General features: G+C 61.3%; 13 protein-coding genes. 8 read left to right on the plus strand and 5 right to left on the minus strand.

Annotation, left to right across the window (positions count from 1 at the left end; all coding sequences use genetic code 11):
- The first annotated feature begins 14 nt into the window (after window positions 1-14).
- The 6 genes from NPS47_RS19970 to NPS47_RS19995 all read left to right on the plus strand — a co-directional run bounded on the left by NPS47_RS19970 (window position 15) and on the right by NPS47_RS19995 (window position 6,097).
- A complete protein-coding gene (locus NPS47_RS19970) occupies window positions 15-1,388 on the plus strand; it encodes a M16 family metallopeptidase (protein WP_274296506.1) in 1,374 nt (457 codons plus the stop codon).
- Window positions 1,389-1,524: 136 nt separating this feature from the next.
- Entirely contained in the window at window positions 1,525-2,544 is a 1,020-nt protein-coding gene (locus tag NPS47_RS19975) for a DUF5924 family protein (protein WP_274296507.1), read from the plus strand.
- Window positions 2,545-2,582: 38 nt separating this feature from the next.
- Window positions 2,583-3,725, plus strand: coding sequence for an ABC transporter permease (locus NPS47_RS19980; RefSeq protein ID WP_274296508.1), 1,143 nt, complete (start codon window positions 2,583-2,585; stop codon window positions 3,723-3,725).
- 29 nt (window positions 3,726-3,754) lie between these two features.
- A complete protein-coding gene (locus tag NPS47_RS19985) occupies window positions 3,755-4,525 on the plus strand; it encodes an ABC transporter ATP-binding protein (protein ID WP_425313534.1) in 771 nt (256 codons plus the stop codon).
- 1 nt (window position 4,526) lies between these two features.
- Window positions 4,527-5,465, plus strand: a complete 939-nt coding sequence (locus NPS47_RS19990) for an MlaD family protein (protein ID WP_274296510.1) — start codon at window positions 4,527-4,529, stop codon at window positions 5,463-5,465.
- The gene (locus tag NPS47_RS19995) at window positions 5,462-6,097 is read left to right on the plus strand and encodes an ABC-type transport auxiliary lipoprotein family protein (RefSeq protein ID WP_274296511.1); all 636 of its coding nucleotides are present in this window, start codon (window positions 5,462-5,464) and stop codon (window positions 6,095-6,097) included. Before NPS47_RS19990 ends, NPS47_RS19995 begins: the two co-directional genes overlap by 4 nt.
- Here NPS47_RS19995 and NPS47_RS20000 read toward each other — a convergent pair.
- The 4 genes from NPS47_RS20000 to NPS47_RS20015 form a co-directional block, all read right to left on the minus strand.
- The gene (locus NPS47_RS20000; RefSeq protein WP_274296512.1) at window positions 6,079-7,308 is read right to left on the minus strand and encodes a nucleoside recognition domain-containing protein; all 1,230 of its coding nucleotides are present in this window, start codon (window positions 7,306-7,308) and stop codon (window positions 6,079-6,081) included. The genes NPS47_RS19995 and NPS47_RS20000 overlap by 19 nt on opposite strands.
- 186 nt (window positions 7,309-7,494) lie before the next feature.
- Window positions 7,495-8,826, minus strand: a complete 1,332-nt coding sequence (gene gltP, locus NPS47_RS20005) for a glutamate/aspartate:proton symporter GltP (protein WP_038605269.1) — start codon at window positions 8,824-8,826, stop codon at window positions 7,495-7,497.
- 763 nt (window positions 8,827-9,589) lie between these two features.
- Window positions 9,590-9,751: a DUF1328 domain-containing protein gene (locus tag NPS47_RS20010; protein WP_003252966.1), complete on the minus strand. Its 162-nt coding sequence runs from the start codon at window positions 9,749-9,751 to the stop codon at window positions 9,590-9,592.
- A gap of 44 nt (window positions 9,752-9,795) precedes the next feature.
- Window positions 9,796-10,125, minus strand: a complete 330-nt coding sequence (locus NPS47_RS20015; protein WP_274296513.1) for a hypothetical protein — start codon at window positions 10,123-10,125, stop codon at window positions 9,796-9,798.
- Window positions 10,126-10,339: 214 nt separating this feature from the next.
- Here NPS47_RS20015 and algB point away from each other — a divergent pair, with 214 nt between their 5' ends.
- Together algB and NPS47_RS20025 are read left to right on the plus strand one after the other, a co-directional pair.
- Window positions 10,340-11,686: a sigma-54-dependent response regulator transcription factor AlgB gene (algB, locus tag NPS47_RS20020; protein WP_274296514.1), complete on the plus strand. Its 1,347-nt coding sequence runs from the start codon at window positions 10,340-10,342 to the stop codon at window positions 11,684-11,686.
- On the plus strand, window positions 11,683-13,470 hold the full coding sequence (locus NPS47_RS20025; protein ID WP_274296515.1) for a KinB sensor domain-containing domain: 1,788 nt from the start codon (window positions 11,683-11,685) through the stop codon (window positions 13,468-13,470). The genes algB and NPS47_RS20025 overlap by 4 nt, the downstream gene beginning before the upstream one ends.
- A 12-nt stretch (window positions 13,471-13,482) precedes the next feature.
- On the opposite strand, the gene NPS47_RS20030 is transcribed toward NPS47_RS20025, so the two are convergent.
- Window positions 13,483-15,102: an EAL domain-containing protein gene (locus tag NPS47_RS20030; protein ID WP_274296516.1), complete on the minus strand. Its 1,620-nt coding sequence runs from the start codon at window positions 15,100-15,102 to the stop codon at window positions 13,483-13,485.
- Window positions 15,103-15,132 lie beyond the last annotated feature (30 nt).

Raw genomic sequence — 15,132 nt, forward strand, 5'->3', positions numbered from 1 at the left:
CAAGGACGCTCGCCATGCGTTGCCTGATGTTCCTGTGCCTGCTGCTGGGGGCCATGCCCGGCTTTGCCCTCGACCGCTCGCAGGTCGAAGGCTACCTGCTGCCCAATGGTTTGCAGGTGCTGCTCAAGTCCGGCTACGAACGCAATCATGTGTCGATTCGCCTGGTGGTCGGGGTTGGCTTCGACGATTTTCCCTGTGAGCAACAAGAGCTGCCGCATTTGCTCGAGCACGTACTGTTCAGTGGCCTGGACGGCAGCGGCGAAGGCGGGCTGGAGGCGCGCATGCAGGCCCTGGGCGGTGAGTGGAATGCCTACACCAGCAGTGCCGACACCACCTTTGTCATCGAGGCGCCGGCGCGCAACCAGCGCAAGGTGCTCGACCTGCTGCTGGCCGTGATCAAGGACACCGAGATCGACGAGAAGGCCCTGGCGCTGTCGAAGAAGATCGTCGAACGCGAAGATGGCGGGCACTATTCCCATCTGCAGCGCTGGCTGGACCGCCAGGACCTTGGCCACCGCGCCAGCGACCAGCTGGCGGTGGAACTGGGGCTCAAGTGCGCCGAACGTTCGGCGGTGGCCGACATGACCGTGGAACAGGTCAAGGATGTGCGTCAGCACTGGTACGCCGCCAACAACATGAGCCTGATCGTGGTGGGCGGCCTCGACCGCCTGTTGCCGGCCTACCTGGAGCGCAGCTATGGCGAGCTGCAGCCCGCCGAGCCCGGCAAGCGCCGCGCACTGGACGGCATTACCCACAAGGCCGAAGCCCGTCGCATACTGACCCGCGGCTGGCTGGGCGACAGTGCCCGTCTGCACTGGTTGTTCCTCGAGCCGGTACTGGACAACGACCACGGCCAGACCTACGACCTGCTGCAGCGCTACCTGGACTGGGCGCTGTACGAACAATTACGGCTCAAGCACGGCCTTTCCTACGGGCCTTTCAGCCAACGCGAAAGCTTCGGCGACACCGGCGTGATGAGCCTCAATGCCGACCTCGACCGTGCCGACATCAAGGAGGCCGAACAGGCCTTGAGCGACATGCTCGAGCAGTTGCGCAAGCACGGCCTGGACCCGGCCACCTTCGCGCGGGTCAAGCAGGCAGCGATCGATCGCGAGGCCTGGACCACCCAGGGCAATGCGGCGCTGGCGGACTACTATTGGGGGGCGCTGAACGATTACCTCGACGGGCGCTTTGCCGACCCGGCGCGCACCCTGCGCCGGGTCAGCCTGGAGGATGCCAACCAGGCCTTGCATCAGTTGCTGGCGGAACCGGGGTATGTGCGCGTCGAAGAGCCTTTGATCAGTTACAACGCGTTGTATGGACTGGTGTTGCTATCGGGCTTGTTACTCGCTGGCGGACTGGTCTGGCACTGGCGGCGTCGGCGCTGACGCTGTCGCGGGGCAAGCCCGCTCCCACAGTGGCTCCATTCCCGGTGGGAGCGGGCTTGCCCCGCGATTGAGGCCTGCCTGCAAACCCAAACCAGCGTATCCTGTGCAGGTTTAACCTCACCCTGCGAACACCTTCATGCCTCACTATCTCCAGCGGCTGATCGAACTGATCAAGCGCTACCCCGGCGTCATCGCCCTCGGCGGTTTTATCTCCGGGATCGCCAGCTTCATATTGGTCGACCGCCAGGACAGCCTGGCCAGCTGGATCGCCATCGTGATGCTGATCAGCTGGATCTGGCTGATGCTGGAAAACACCTTCACCAAGGTCTTCGCAAAAGTCTTCAAACGTGAGATCCCGCAGCCGCTGCTGCGCTATGCCACGCAGATGATCCATCAGGAAAGCCTGTTTTTCGTCCTGCCGTTCTTTTTCGTCACCACCACCTGGAACAGCGGCCAGCTGGTGTTCACCGGCCTGCTCGGCGCCGCCGGGCTGATAGCGATCATCGATCCGTTGTACTACAAATGGCTGGCCCCGCGCCGCTGGCTGTTCCTCGCGCTGCATACCCTGACCCTGTTCGCCGCATTGCTCACCGCGCTACCAATCATTCTGCACCTGACCACCTCGCAAAGCTTCAAACTGGCCTTGGTGGCCGCCATGCTGCTGTCATTCCCAAGCCTGGCCAGCAGTTTTCCCATTCAGCACTGGCGACGCGGGATCATGCTGGTGGTGCTGACCCTGGCCGTCGGCGCCAGCGGCTGGATGCTGCGCTCCTGGGTGCCACCGGCGACGTTATGGATGACTGAAGTGGCCGTCAGCACCCAGCTGGAAAACCGCACGCCAGGCAAGAGCCTGAGCGAGATCAAGGCCAGCGAAATCCGCGCCGGGCTCTATGCCTTTACCGCGATCAATGCGCCGCGCGGGTTGAACGAGCGGATTTATCATGTCTGGCAGTTCGACGGCAAAGAAGTCGACCGCATCGCCCTGGACATCCATGGCGGACGCAAGGAAGGCTACCGGGCCTGGACGCACAAGCAGAACTTCCCCGGCAACCCGGTAGGGCGCTGGCAGGTGCGGGTGCTGACCGAAGATGGCCAGGTCATCGGGGTACTGCGTTTCCGGGTGGTTGACGATGGTCAAGCGCCGAAGGCCGAGTAACGCTATGCTCTGAGGCTGCGAAACTGTCGGTCGACTGCATGGAGCCTATGACTACACCAGCCAGCGCAACCCTGGACACCACGAGCAATCCGGCGCGCCTGCGGATTGTCGGTGACTGGACCCTGGCCAATTACGCCAGCCTCAAACGCAGCAGCGAGCAACTGGCCGACCAGTATGACCAGAGCACTGAGGTCGACCTCGACCAGCTCGGTCAACTGGATACCGCTGGCGCGTCGCTGCTGGCTGAACTGCTCGGTGCCGAGCGTCTGTCGCGCCTGACCGAGAGCGCCCAACTGCCCGAGGCCAGTCGGGCCCTGCTGCAGACGGTGTACTGCTCGGTGCAGGACTTCTGCATCCCGCAAAAGCAGCCCGAAAAGTCGGTACTGATCCAGCTGCTCAGCCGCATTGGCTGCGCGGTCGACACGCTCTGGCAGGATACCCTGCAGGTCCTCGGTTTCGTCGGCCTGATCCTGCAAACCCTGCTGCTGCGCCTGTTTCAGCCACGGCGCTGGCGGGTCACGGCGGTCGTCGCGCACATCGAACAGACCGGCCTGGATGCCGCGCCCATCGTCGCCCTGCTGACCTTTCTGGTCGGGGCGGTAGTGGCCTTCCTTGGCGCCACCGTGCTCGCCAGCTTTGGCGCCAGTATCTTCACCGTCGACCTGGTGGCGTTCTCCTTCCTGCGCGAATTCGGCGTGTTGCTGACCGCCATCCTCATGGCCGGGCGCACCGCCAGTGCCTTTACCGCACAGATCGGTTCGATGAAGGCCAATGAAGAGATCGACGCCATCCGTACCCTGGGCCTGGATCCGGTCGAATTGCTGGTAGTCCCGCGAGTGCTGGCGCTGCTGATTGCACTGCCGCTGCTGACCTTCCTCGCGATGATCTGCGGCATCATCGGTGGCGGCGTGGTCTGCGCCTTGGCGCTGGATATCTCGCCCGCCATGTTCCTGTCCTTGTTGCAAAGCGATATCGGCGTGCAGCATTTCCTCGTCGGCCTGGCCAAGGCGCCGTTCTTTGCCTTCCTGATCGCGGCCATTGGCTGCCTGGAAGGCTTCAAAGTCAGCGGCAGCGCCGAGTCGGTGGGGGCCCACACCACTTCCAGCGTGGTGCAGTCGATTTTCGTGGTGATCGTCCTCGATGCGGTGGCTGCGTTGTTCTTCATGGAGATGGGCTGGTGAGCCAGACAACCCCTGAGCGCCGCGAGGCGGTGATCGAAGCGCGCGGCATCTGCAACCGCTTCGGTACACAAAGCGTGCACGAACAGCTGGACCTGGACCTGTACCGCGGCGAGATTCTCGCCGTGGTCGGTGGCTCGGGCAGTGGCAAATCGGTGCTGCTGCGCAGCATTGTCGGCTTGCGGCGACCGAATGAAGGGCAGGTCAAGGTGTTCGGCCAGGACCTCAGCGGTGTCAGCGACGAACAGCGCTCGAAGGTCGAACGACGCTTTGGCGTGCTGTTCCAGAAGGGTGCGCTGTTCTCTTCGCTGACGGTAACCGAGAACGTCGCCTTGCCGCTGATCGAACATGCCGGCCTGTCCCGCGCCGACGCCGAGCACCTGGCCGGGGTCAAGCTGGCCCTGGCCGGCTTGCCGATTTCCGCTGCCGACAAATACCCCTCATCGCTGTCCGGCGGCATGATCAAACGCGCCGCGCTGGCCCGGGCCCTGGCCCTGGACCCGGACATTCTGTTTCTCGATGAACCCACCGCGGGCCTCGACCCGATCGGTGCGGCCGCCTTCGACCAGTTGATTCTGACCCTGCGCGATGCCTTGGGCCTGAGTGTGTTCCTGATCACCCACGACCTCGACACCCTCTACACCATCACCGACCGGGTGGCGGTGCTGTCGCAGAAAAAAGTCCTGGTGGCCGGCCCCATCGCCCAGGTCGAAGACACCGACGACGCCTGGATTCACGAATACTTTCATGGCCCGCGTGGCCGTGCGGCGTATCAGGCCGCCACAGCAGCAAAGGAGCTCTGAGATGGAAACCCGTGCACATCATGTGCTGATCGGCCTGGTCACGGTCATTGTGGTCGCCGCTGCCATGCTGTTCGGCCTGTGGCTGACCAAATCCAGTGTCGACAGCACCTTCAAGGATTACCAGGTGGTGTTCAACGAGGCGGTCTCGGGTTTGTCCCGGGGCAGCTCGGTGCAATACAGCGGTATCAAGGTAGGTGACGTCACCAGCTTGCGCCTGGACCCCAAGGACCCGCGCCGTGTCCTGGCTCAGATACGCCTGAGCGCCGATACCCCGGTCAAGGAAGACACGCGGGCGAAACTGACCCTGACCGGCATCACCGGTACCTCCTTCATCCAGCTCAGTGGCGGTACCCCGCAAAGCCCGGAGCTCAAGGGCAAGGACGGCAAACTGCCGGTGATCGTCGCCTCGCCTTCACCGATTGCCCGCCTGCTCGACGACGGCAGCGACCTGCTGACCAACATCAACATGCTGGTGCATAACGCCAACCAGCTGTTCTCCGAAGACAATGCCAAGAGCCTGAGCAACACCCTCAACCATCTGGAGCAAACCTCGGCAGCGTTCAGCGAGCAACGCGGGGATATTCGCACTGCAATCGAGCAACTGGCCCAAGTCGGTAACCAGGCCAGCGCCATGCTCGAGCAGACCAGCGAACTGATGCGCAATGCCAATGGCCTGCTCAGCAACCAGGGCAAGCAGGCCTTCGGCAGCGCCGAACAGGCCATGCAGTCGCTGGCGCAAAGTACCGCGACCATCAACAGCCTGCTCAACGACAACCGCGAAGCCCTCGACGGTGGCGCCCAGGGCCTGAACCAGCTGGCCCCGGCCATTCGTGAGCTGCGCGAGACGCTCAATTCGCTGAAGGCGATTTCCCAGCGCCTGGAAGCCAACCCCAGCGGCTACCTGCTCGGCCGTGACACTAACAAGGAGTTCACGCCATGAGTCGTACCTGCCGCTACCTGGCCCTGGCTGTGGCGTTGAGCCTGGGCAGTGCCTGCTCGATCCTGCCACAGGCCGATCCTGCCGATGTCTATCGCCTGCCTGCGGCGCAAGCCCGCCAGGCTGCCCCGTCAAGCAGTGTCGTCGGCTGGTCGCTGCGGCTGAACAAGCCGTTGGCCAGCGATGCCCTCAACAACCCGAAAATTGCCGTGGTCCCCGACGGCAACCTGATCAGTCACTACAAGGGCGCGCGCTGGAGCGATCCGGCGCCGTTGCTGCTGCGCAACCGCATGCTCGACGCCTTCCAGCGCGATGGGCGCGTACCCCGGCTCAGTGCCGATGACAGCAACCTGCAAGCTGACTATGAACTGGCTGGCGAGCTACAGGCATTCCAGAGCGAGTACAGCGCCGATGGCCTGGCGGTGGTGATCCGCTATGACGCTCGCCTGGTGCAGGGACGCAGCCAGCGCATCCTCGCCAGCCGCCGCTTTGAAGTGCGCCAGCCGCTGAGCGACAAGCAGGTACCGGCAGTGGTCAACGGTTTCGGTAGCGCCAGCGACCAACTGATGGCGCAACTGGTGGCCTGGACGCTGGCCCAGGCCAACCAAGCCCAGGCTCAGGCAAAGAACCAGTAGCAGACGCAAATCGCGGCGATCACCCCGGCCAGCTCAGCGAGCAGGGCGCAGCCCACCGCATGGCGGGCGCGCTGAATACCGACCGCACCGAAATAGACCGCCAACACATAGAAGGTGGTTTCGGTGCTGCCCTGGATGGTCGCCGCCACCAGCGCCGGGAAGCTGTCAACGCCGTGGGTCTGCATGGTCTCGATCAGCATGGCCCGGGCCGCGCTGCCCGAGAACGGTTTGACCAGCGCGGTAGGCAGCCCCTCGACGAAGCGCGTATCCATCCCCAGCCACTCCACCACATGGCGGATACCGTCCAGGCTCAGCTCCAGAGCGCCTGAGGCGCGCAACACGCCGACTGCGCAGAGCATGGCGACCAGATACGGCAAAAGGCTCTTGGCGACGTCAAAGCCCTCTTTGGCGCCCTCTACGAAGGTTTCATAGACCTTCACCCGCTTGAACGCGCCAATCACCAGGAACAGGATGATCAGACCGAACAGCGTCAGGTTGCCCAGGATCGACGACAACCCGGCCAGAGCGGTAGCCGACAGGGTGCCCAGAAACGCCATGAAGCCGCCCAGCAGCAGAGCCCCCGGCACCAGATAAGCCAGCACCACCGGATCCCACAGTCGCAGGCGCTGCATCACCGCCACCGACAGCAGGCCGACCAGGGTCGAGGCACTGGTGGCGAGCAGGATCGGCAGGAACACCAGGGTCGGATCCGTGGCGCCTTGCTGGGCGCGGTACATGAAGATGGTCACCGGCAGCAGGGTCAGGGAAGACGCGTTAAGTACCAGGAACAGGATCTGCGCATTGCTGGCGGTGGTCGAGCTGGGGTTGAGCTCCTGCAGGGCGCGCATGGCCTTGAGGCCGATTGGCGTGGCGGCGTTGTCCAGGCCCAGGCCGTTGGCGGCGAAGTTCAGGGTAATCAGGCCCAGGGCGGGGTGGCCGGGCGGCACTTCCGGCATCAGGCGGGCGAAGAGCGGGCCGAGCACCTTGGCCAGCCATTCGACGATACCGGCCTTTTCCGCAATCTTCAGAAAGCCCAGCCAGAGGGTCAGGGTGCCGAACAGCAGGATCATCACTTCGACCGACAGCTTGGCCATGGCGAAGATGCTCTCGACCATCGCGGCAAAGATCCCGGCATTGCCGCCTACCAGCCATTGCGCCAGCGCGGAAACGGCCGCGACCAAGAAAAAACCAAGCCAAAGGCCGTTGAGCATCCGTTGTTCCCCCACAAAGTTGCGACGAATGATAGCGGTAGCAGTGGCGCAATGCACCGACACTGAAAATCGCGGGGCAAGCCCGCTCCCACTGGTGCAGTACCAACCCGGTGGGAGCGGGCTTGCCCCGCGATAAACAAAAAAGCCCCGACCAGGTCGGGGCTTTTCGTTCAGGCAAGCTGCACCTTAGTGGTTGGCAGTCTTGCCAGCAGGAGCCGCTTCTTTGCTGCGCCAGTGCGGCAGCGAGTTCCAGTAGCGCTGGCCTTTGGCATCGTCGTACATGCCTTCCCAGCGAGCGATAACCAGCACGGCCAGGGCGTTGCCGATAACGTTCAGGGCAGTACGGGCCATGTCCATGATGCGGTCGACACCGGCGATGAACGCCAGGCCTTCCAGCGGGATGCCAACGCTGCCCAGGGTGGCCAGCAGCACCACGAAGGACACACCCGGAACACCGGCGATACCCTTGGAGGTCACCATCAGGGTCAGCACCAGCAGCAGCTGCTGGCTGATCGACAGGTCGATACCGTACAGCTGGGCAATGAAGATCGCCGCGATGCTCTGGTACAGGGTCGAACCGTCAAGGTTGAACGAGTAACCGGTGGGTACCACGAAGCTGCAGATAGCTTTCGGCGCACCATAAGCTTCCATCTTCTCGATCACGCGCGGCAGCACGGTTTCGGAGCTGGCGGTGGAGTAAGCCAGGACCAGCTCGTCCTTGAAGATGCGCATCAGCTTCAGGATCGAGAAGCCGAACAGACGTGCAATCAGGCCCAGCACCATGAAGCCGAAGAAGGCGATGGCGAAGTAAACCAGCAGGACCAGTTTGGCCAGGGGCAGCAGCGAGGCGAAACCGAAGTTGGCAACGGTCACGGCGATCAGCGCGAACACACCGATCGGCGCGTAGTTCATGATCATGTGAGTGACCTTGAACATGGCTTCGGAGACGCCCTGGAAGGTTTTCACCAGCGGGTCGCGGATCTCTGCCTGCAGGCTCGACAGGCCCAGGCCGAACAGCACCGAGAAGAAGATGATCGGCAGCATTTCGCCACGCATCAGCGCTGCGAAGATGTTCGACGGAATCAGGTTGAGGATGGTCTCGATGAACGCGTGTTCATGCTGAACCTCAGCCGCAGTGGCCTGATACTTGGAAATATCGACGGTACCCAGGGTACTCATGTCGATACCGGCACCCGGATGGAACAGGTTGGCCAGGACCAGACCGACCACGATCGCGATGGTAGTCACCACCTCGAAGTAAATGATGGTCTTCAGGCCGATACTGCCGAGTTTTTTCGCATCGCCAACCCCGGCGATACCCACGATCAGCGACGAAATCACGATCGGGATGACGATCATCTTGATCAGGCGAATGAAGATGTCACCTGCAGGTTGCAGGACGTTGCTGATCCACCATGCCTTTTCTGCACTGAAATGGTTCAGTAAAGCGCCGATTGCAATCCCCAGTACCAGACCGATGAGGATCTGCCAGGCGAGGCTTAGCTTTGCCTTCTTCATGTCGTTACCTTTTCTTCAAGTGGAAACGGCCACCAGGCTGATAACCGCGATCCAGAGCTGTTGTCAGCAATCCGTATCGTTTTTGGCTATCTGCCGGTGACACCGTAAAAGGTCACCGCAAGCGAGCGTAGTAACGCTCAGGCCAGCGAAAAAAGGCGCAACTATTCCGACGTGGGGGGAGTCCGTCTAATGCCGTAAACGACTACCCCATGCCGAATCGGCATGAGGTTTATCGGCCAAAACGTACGTCACAATGGGTTGCCCGACAACCGTTCGGAATTCCGACGATGGCCAAAGCGCCACATTTCGGCAGATTTGGACGTATCCAGCTGAATGCACACGACCATTGTTCGACAATCCGAATGCGTGAAAACGCCTCGATTCGAACACCCTGGCAGGGCGAAAAAATATCGATGTACGGTCGCGCAGAAATATGCGTCGGCGCGCCCAGGAAAAAATCTCGAAAGGAAAGGTAGGAAGCGAACGATTGCCAAAGTGAGGCGGAAGTCAGATCAAGCGTTTCCCTGTGAGAGGAACCACCCGACCTGGAACTTCCGCATCCGCTTCACCCGACCCGGCCCTCATCGGAGGCACTCCTTGTACCCCTAGGCCCCTCCGATCCTGAAACAATCAGAGCAGCCCGGCCCCTTGGTCATGTGCCGGCCTTCCTCAGGTGGGCACAACATAGAAGCCTGGAACGGAAAAAGGTTCAGCTTCTATATATATACGTGAATGCTCAGACGCATTCAGTACCTGTTATGACTCAGCCTCTACCTCGGCCGAAGAAGAAAGAAGCCACGAACAGCACCAGGAAGACGATGAACAGGATCTTCGCGATTCCGGTAGCGGCGCCGGCGATACCACCGAAGCCCAGCACTGCGGCGACAATGGCGATAATCAGAAAGGTGATAGCCCAACTCAACATGGTGATTCTCCTTACCGTTGTAGAAAGAAATCCTCTGGTGACGCTCAGAACACCCAACGATCATTCGGCGCGCGGACATCAGCCGGGACGCTGCTGGCCACTGCAGGCTGCGACTGCATAAGCGTTGTCTGAGCAGGTACGGATATCCTGATCATCAGGCTGGCCTGGGCAGCTACTGCGCGGGCATCCTGTACAAGCTGCCAGCTGTGATGGAGATGCCCGGCAATGAGCGTCAGCAGCAGCGCCAGACTGAAGAGCAGGCCCTGACGCACCTGATGTGGAGAAATCTGCGCCAGGGTGGCGATTTGGCGGTTCATGCCGAGCTCCTCCTGCTGCATTTGATTGTTGTCTGCAGTAGTCATTGCAGCGTGCATGCCAGCCTTTCATTGAAAAAATATTCAATAAAATCAAATAGATAGAAATAAGATCAGCATTGGTCGGAGCGCATCCTGCACGATGCCCTGCCTAGGGTCGTGCGATTTGCATGATGAGCTACCCTGCAGTGAACGGAATAAATCGGAAAAAAACATGCAACTTGCCCGATTTCTCCTGCACTAATAGAGATCATTCTTAAAAGGAGCGTAGGAAATGGAGTCAACCCAGGAACATCAAGGCCGTATCCTGTTGGTCGACGACGAATCTGCCATCCTGCGCACCTTCCGTTACTGCCTGGAAGATCAAGGCTATACCGTGGCCACGGCGAACAGTGCGGCCCAGGCCGATACCTTGCTGCAGCGTCAGGTCTTCGACCTGTGCTTCCTCGATCTGCGCCTGGGTGAAGACAACGGCCTGGATGTACTGGCGCAGATGCGGATTCAGGCGCCATGGATGCGGATCGTCATCATCACTGCCCACTCGGCAGTCGATACCGCCGTCGACGCCATCCAGGCCGGTGCCGCCGATTACCTGGTAAAACCCTGCAGCCCCGACCAACTGCGCCTGGCAGCGGCCAAACAGCTGGAAGTTCGCCAGCTGTCGGCACGCCTGGAAGCCCTGGAAGGTGAAGTCAACAAACCCAAGGACGGCCTGGACTCGCACAGCCCGGCGATGATGGTGGTGCTGGAAACCGCGCGCCAGGTTGCCACTACCGATGCCAACATCCTCATTCTTGGAGAGTCCGGAACCGGCAAGGGTGAGCTGGCCAGAGCGATTCACGGCTGGAGCAAACGCGCCCGCAAAGCCTGCGTCACCATCAACTGCCCCTCACTGACCGCCGAGCTGATGGAAAGCGAGCTGTTCGGGCATAGCCGCGGAGCGTTTACCGGGGCCAGCGAAAGCACCCTGGGCCGGGTCAACCAGGCCGATGGCGGTACCCTGTTCCTCGACGAAATCGGCGATTTCCCACTGACCCTGCAGCCCAAGCTGCTGCGCTTCATCCAGGACAAGGAATACGAGCGGGTCGGTGACCCGGTCACCCGCCGCGCCGACGTACGCATTCTGGCCGCGACCAACCTCAACCTTGAGGACATGGTCCGCGATGGGCGCTTTCGCGAGGACCTGCTGTACCGCCTGAACGTCATCACCTTGCACCTGCCGCCGCTGCGCGAGCGCAGCGAAGACATCCTGCCCCTGGCCGACCGCTTCCTGGCACGTTTCGTCAAAGAGTACTCAAGACCCGCCCGTGGCTTCAGCCACGAAGCGCAGGCGGCGCTGCTCAACTACCGCTGGCCGGGAAACATCCGCGAACTGCGTAACGTGGTTGAGCGGGCCAGCATCATCTGCCCGCAGGAGCGGGTCGACATCGGCCACCTGGGCATGGCCGAACAGACCATCAGCAATGCCCCGCGCATCGGCGCGGCGATGAGCCTGGACGAACTGGAACGCGCCCATATCGAAGCGGTGCTGGCCACCAGTGAAACTCTCGACCAGGCCGCCAAGACCCTGGGAATCGATGCCTCGACGCTCTACCGCAAGCGCAAGCAGTACAACCTATGAAATGGGCGGCGAAGCTGCGTACGCGGCTTTTTCTCAGTATTTCGGCGCTGATTACCGTGGCCTTGTTTGGTTTGTTGCTAGGTCTGGTCAGCGTTTTGCAAATGGCCAGCTCGCAGCAGGCGCTGATCCGCGCCAACACTGCGACCCTCGACCTGGGGCTCAAGCTGCGGCAGAACCTCGGTGAACAACTGACCTTGATGCTCAACGAGTCACTGGACCTGAAGTCACTGGAAGGCCTGCAGACACAGTTTCAGGACTTGCTGGACCAAGGCATCAACCAGCAAAGCGAAGACGATGCCAATCAATACTTCGCCGATACCAACCGCCATTATCAGCATTACCTGCAGGCTTTTCGCGACACCCCTGTGCCTGCTCGCGGCCTGGGCTCCGAGCAACCACTGGGCAAAGCCTTCGGCTTGCTGCGCCACGACCTCGTCAACGCCCACAAGCGCGCGCTTGAACACATCAACCTGAGTGAACAGCTGAGCTACGATCGCGCGTTGTTGATTTCCGGCCTGCTCGGTCTGGTTGGCCTAAGCGTGCTGATCCTCGGATTTGTCACCGCCCATGGCATCGCCCGACGCTTTGGCCAGCCAATCGAAGCCCTGGCCAAGGCCGCCGACCAGATAGGCCAGGGTGACTTCGAGGTTACCTTGCCGGTCTCCCACGCCGTGGAAATGAACCTGCTGACGCGGCGTTTTGGATTGATGGCGGAAGCACTGCGCAAACATCAAGCAACCAACGTCGATGAACTGCTCGCTGGCCAGCAACGTCTGCAGGCGGTACTTGATAGCATCGATGATGGCCTGCTGATCATCGACCGTCAGGGCCACCTGGAACACATCAATCCCGTCGCTCAACGGCAGCTGAACTGGAGCGAAAGCCATCTGGGCCGTGGGCTGGGTGAAGCGTTGCAGCGCCCGGAGCTGGATGCACAACTGCGTCTGGTACTGCGTGGTTCCCCCCTGGACCGGGTGCCAGAGGACCTGAGCCTGGAAGTAGAGGAAGAACCTCGTTTGCTGGCCTACAGCCTGACCCCGGTCTGCCACCCCGACGGGCAGATACTCGGTGCTGTCATGGTTCTGCACGATGTCACCGAGCAGCGTGCCTTCGAGCGCGTGCGCAGCGAATTCGTCCTGCGCGCCTCGCATGAACTGCGCACCCCGGTTACCGGCATGCACATGGCTTTCGGACTGTTGCGCGAGCGCCTGGAGTTCCCGCCACAGGCGCGTGAGGCCGATCTGCTCGACACCGTCGGTGAGGAAATGCAGCGACTGACTCAACTGATCAATGACCTGCTGAACTTTTCCCGCTACCAGAGCGGCCAGCAAAAACTCGAACTGACGCCCTGCGCCGTCGACGATCTGCTGACGCGAGCCTGCGAACGCTTTGCCGGAGCTGTGGGTGATAAACAGATTGAGCTGCAGATGGCGCTGGCAAAACCGCTGCCGCATATCCAGGCGGATGCAGCGCAACTTGATCGGGTCATGGATAACCTGCTGGACAATGCGGTGCGCCACACCCCGGTGTCCGGCATCATCCGCCTGCACGCACGCTGGCATGCCGGACGGGTCATCATCAGCGTTGAAGACAGCGGCGAAGGCATTGCTTACAGCCAGCAAGGACGGATCTTCGAACCGTTCGTCCAGGTCGGACGCAAGAAAGGCGGGGCTGGACTGGGACTCGCATTGTGCAAGGAAATCGTCCAGTTGCATGGCGGTCGCATGGGGGTTTATTCGCGCCCTGGACAAGGCACGCAGTTCTACATGGCCCTGCCGGTCTGAAGCTTCGCGGTATCAAGCTTCATCGTCGATCCGTCGCGGCACCATGCGCCGTCCACGGGTAATCAGCTCAACGAACTGGCGGGCACTGAGCGGATGTGCAAACAGCCATCCCTGACCGTAATTCACCCCTTCGCTGTTGAGTAACATGGCCTGGTCTTCATACTCGATGCCTTCGGCAATCACCCGCAACTGCAGGGCATGCGCCATGCGGATGATATGCGGCGCCACACCACTGCTGGCTGCATCGTGACCCAGGGCGTCGATAAACGCCTTGTCGATTTTCAGACAGTCCACCGGCAGGGTCTGCAAGTACGCCAGACTGCAGTACCCGGTACCGAAGTCATCGATCAATACCTGGTGGCCCACCGCGCGCAAGGCTTGCAGGTTGTCGCGGGCGACTACCACGTCAATCAGCCCGCGCTCGGTGACCTCGAACGCGATCTGGGTGGCAGAGACATGGTGCAATGCCAGCAAGCGCGCCGCCACCCGACCAATCCGCGGCACCATGACATCGCAGGCCGCGAGGTTGATCGATACATAAAGTTGTCGGTTGGAGCGCAACAGTTGCCCAAGCTGTTCGAGCACTCGCTGCAGGACGAAGTCGGTTATCTGGCGAATCTGGCCGGTATTTTCCGCCAACGGGATGAACAGATCAGGACTGGTCAGGGAGCCATCCGGCCGCCGCCAGCGCACCAGGGCCTCAGCCCCGACACAGCGGCGGCTGTTGAGTTCGAAGATGGGCTGGTACAACACCTGCAACTCGCCGCGGCGCAACGCCCCCTGCAGTTCGGAACTCATCGAGCGACGTTGACGCACCAGTTGCAGCACCAACCAACCCAGGGACCAGGCCAGCACCAGGCTGCCGGGAAACAATAACCACAGCACGCCATTCATCTTCAACGGCAAACTGGCACGCGGGGCGATCAGAACCAACTGATAGTCCGGTGATTTGGTCGGCATGCGATAAATCAAGCGGTCGGGCAACTCCAGCAGTGCATCTTTGGAAGTCGGTGGCCAATCGGCCGAGGGCGGCCAGGTCTGAGGCGGGCCAAGTACCGGCACTGCTCGCGTACCGTTATCCAGTACCACCAGCAAGCTGCCGTCTGGCGGCAAGTCGACCACATCCGTCAAATGCCCACGTGAGGTCGCGACCACAAACTTGCCGCGGCCAAGCATCAACGCGGCGAGATTGTCATCCGGTTCGGTAGTGGTATTGAGCCAGTAGCTGTACGTCGGCCCCTGAATGTCCGGGGGTCGCAACGGTTTGATGGTGCGCGTGCCAATGCGGTTGGAGCAGGCAACGTTGCCATCGACATAAGCGGCTTCATAAACGAAGCGGTAGCGAAAGCCTATCTGTTGCAGGACACCCAGCATCGCCGCATCACAGCCACGAAGGGGTTGCGCCTGAAGTTCATCGACGCCTTCGCGCAACTGTCCGAAAATCTGCTCCAGACGCTCAAGGAACCGCTCGCCCTTGGCATTCATCTGCTCACTTTCACTTTGCTGCATCTGGTGCATGGCTACACCGATGCTGGCGACCAGCAACAGCACTGCGCTGGCCGAAGCCGCAAGTGTGGCCAGTAACCAGGGACGGTAGAGCAAGTGGCGCAGCACAGAGAGGGCAGCTGACATTAAAAACATCCCGTTGAATACCAAGAGGTA

Source organism: Pseudomonas putida (assembly GCF_028682475.1).
GTDB classification, from domain to species: domain Bacteria; phylum Pseudomonadota; class Gammaproteobacteria; order Pseudomonadales; family Pseudomonadaceae; genus Aquipseudomonas; species Aquipseudomonas putida_AG.

Bases quoted from the DNA above. Each gene is read 5' to 3' on its own strand.
- NPS47_RS19970 (WP_274296506.1), top strand. From the start codon at position 15: ATGCGTTGCCTGATGTTCCTGTGCCTGCTGCTGGGGGCCATGCCCGGC.
- NPS47_RS19975 (WP_274296507.1), top strand. From the start codon at position 1,525: ATGCCTCACTATCTCCAGCGGCTGATCGAACTGATCAAGCGCTACCCC.
- NPS47_RS19980 (WP_274296508.1), top strand. From the start codon at position 2,583: ATGGAGCCTATGACTACACCAGCCAGCGCAACCCTGGACACCACGAGC.
- NPS47_RS19990 (WP_274296510.1), top strand. From the start codon at position 4,527: ATGGAAACCCGTGCACATCATGTGCTGATCGGCCTGGTCACGGTCATT.
- NPS47_RS19995 (WP_274296511.1), top strand. From the start codon at position 5,462: ATGAGTCGTACCTGCCGCTACCTGGCCCTGGCTGTGGCGTTGAGCCTG.
- NPS47_RS20000 (WP_274296512.1), bottom strand. From the start codon at position 7,308: ATGCTCAACGGCCTTTGGCTTGGTTTTTTCTTGGTCGCGGCCGTTTCC.
- gltP (WP_038605269.1), bottom strand. From the start codon at position 8,826: ATGAAGAAGGCAAAGCTAAGCCTCGCCTGGCAGATCCTCATCGGTCTG.
- NPS47_RS20010 (WP_003252966.1), bottom strand. From the start codon at position 9,751: ATGTTGAGTTGGGCTATCACCTTTCTGATTATCGCCATTGTCGCCGCA.
- NPS47_RS20015 (WP_274296513.1), bottom strand. From the start codon at position 10,125: ATGCACGCTGCAATGACTACTGCAGACAACAATCAAATGCAGCAGGAG.
- algB (WP_274296514.1), top strand. From the start codon at position 10,340: ATGGAGTCAACCCAGGAACATCAAGGCCGTATCCTGTTGGTCGACGAC.
- NPS47_RS20025 (WP_274296515.1), top strand. From the start codon at position 11,683: ATGAAATGGGCGGCGAAGCTGCGTACGCGGCTTTTTCTCAGTATTTCG.
- NPS47_RS20030 (WP_274296516.1), bottom strand. From the start codon at position 15,102: ATGTCAGCTGCCCTCTCTGTGCTGCGCCACTTGCTCTACCGTCCCTGG.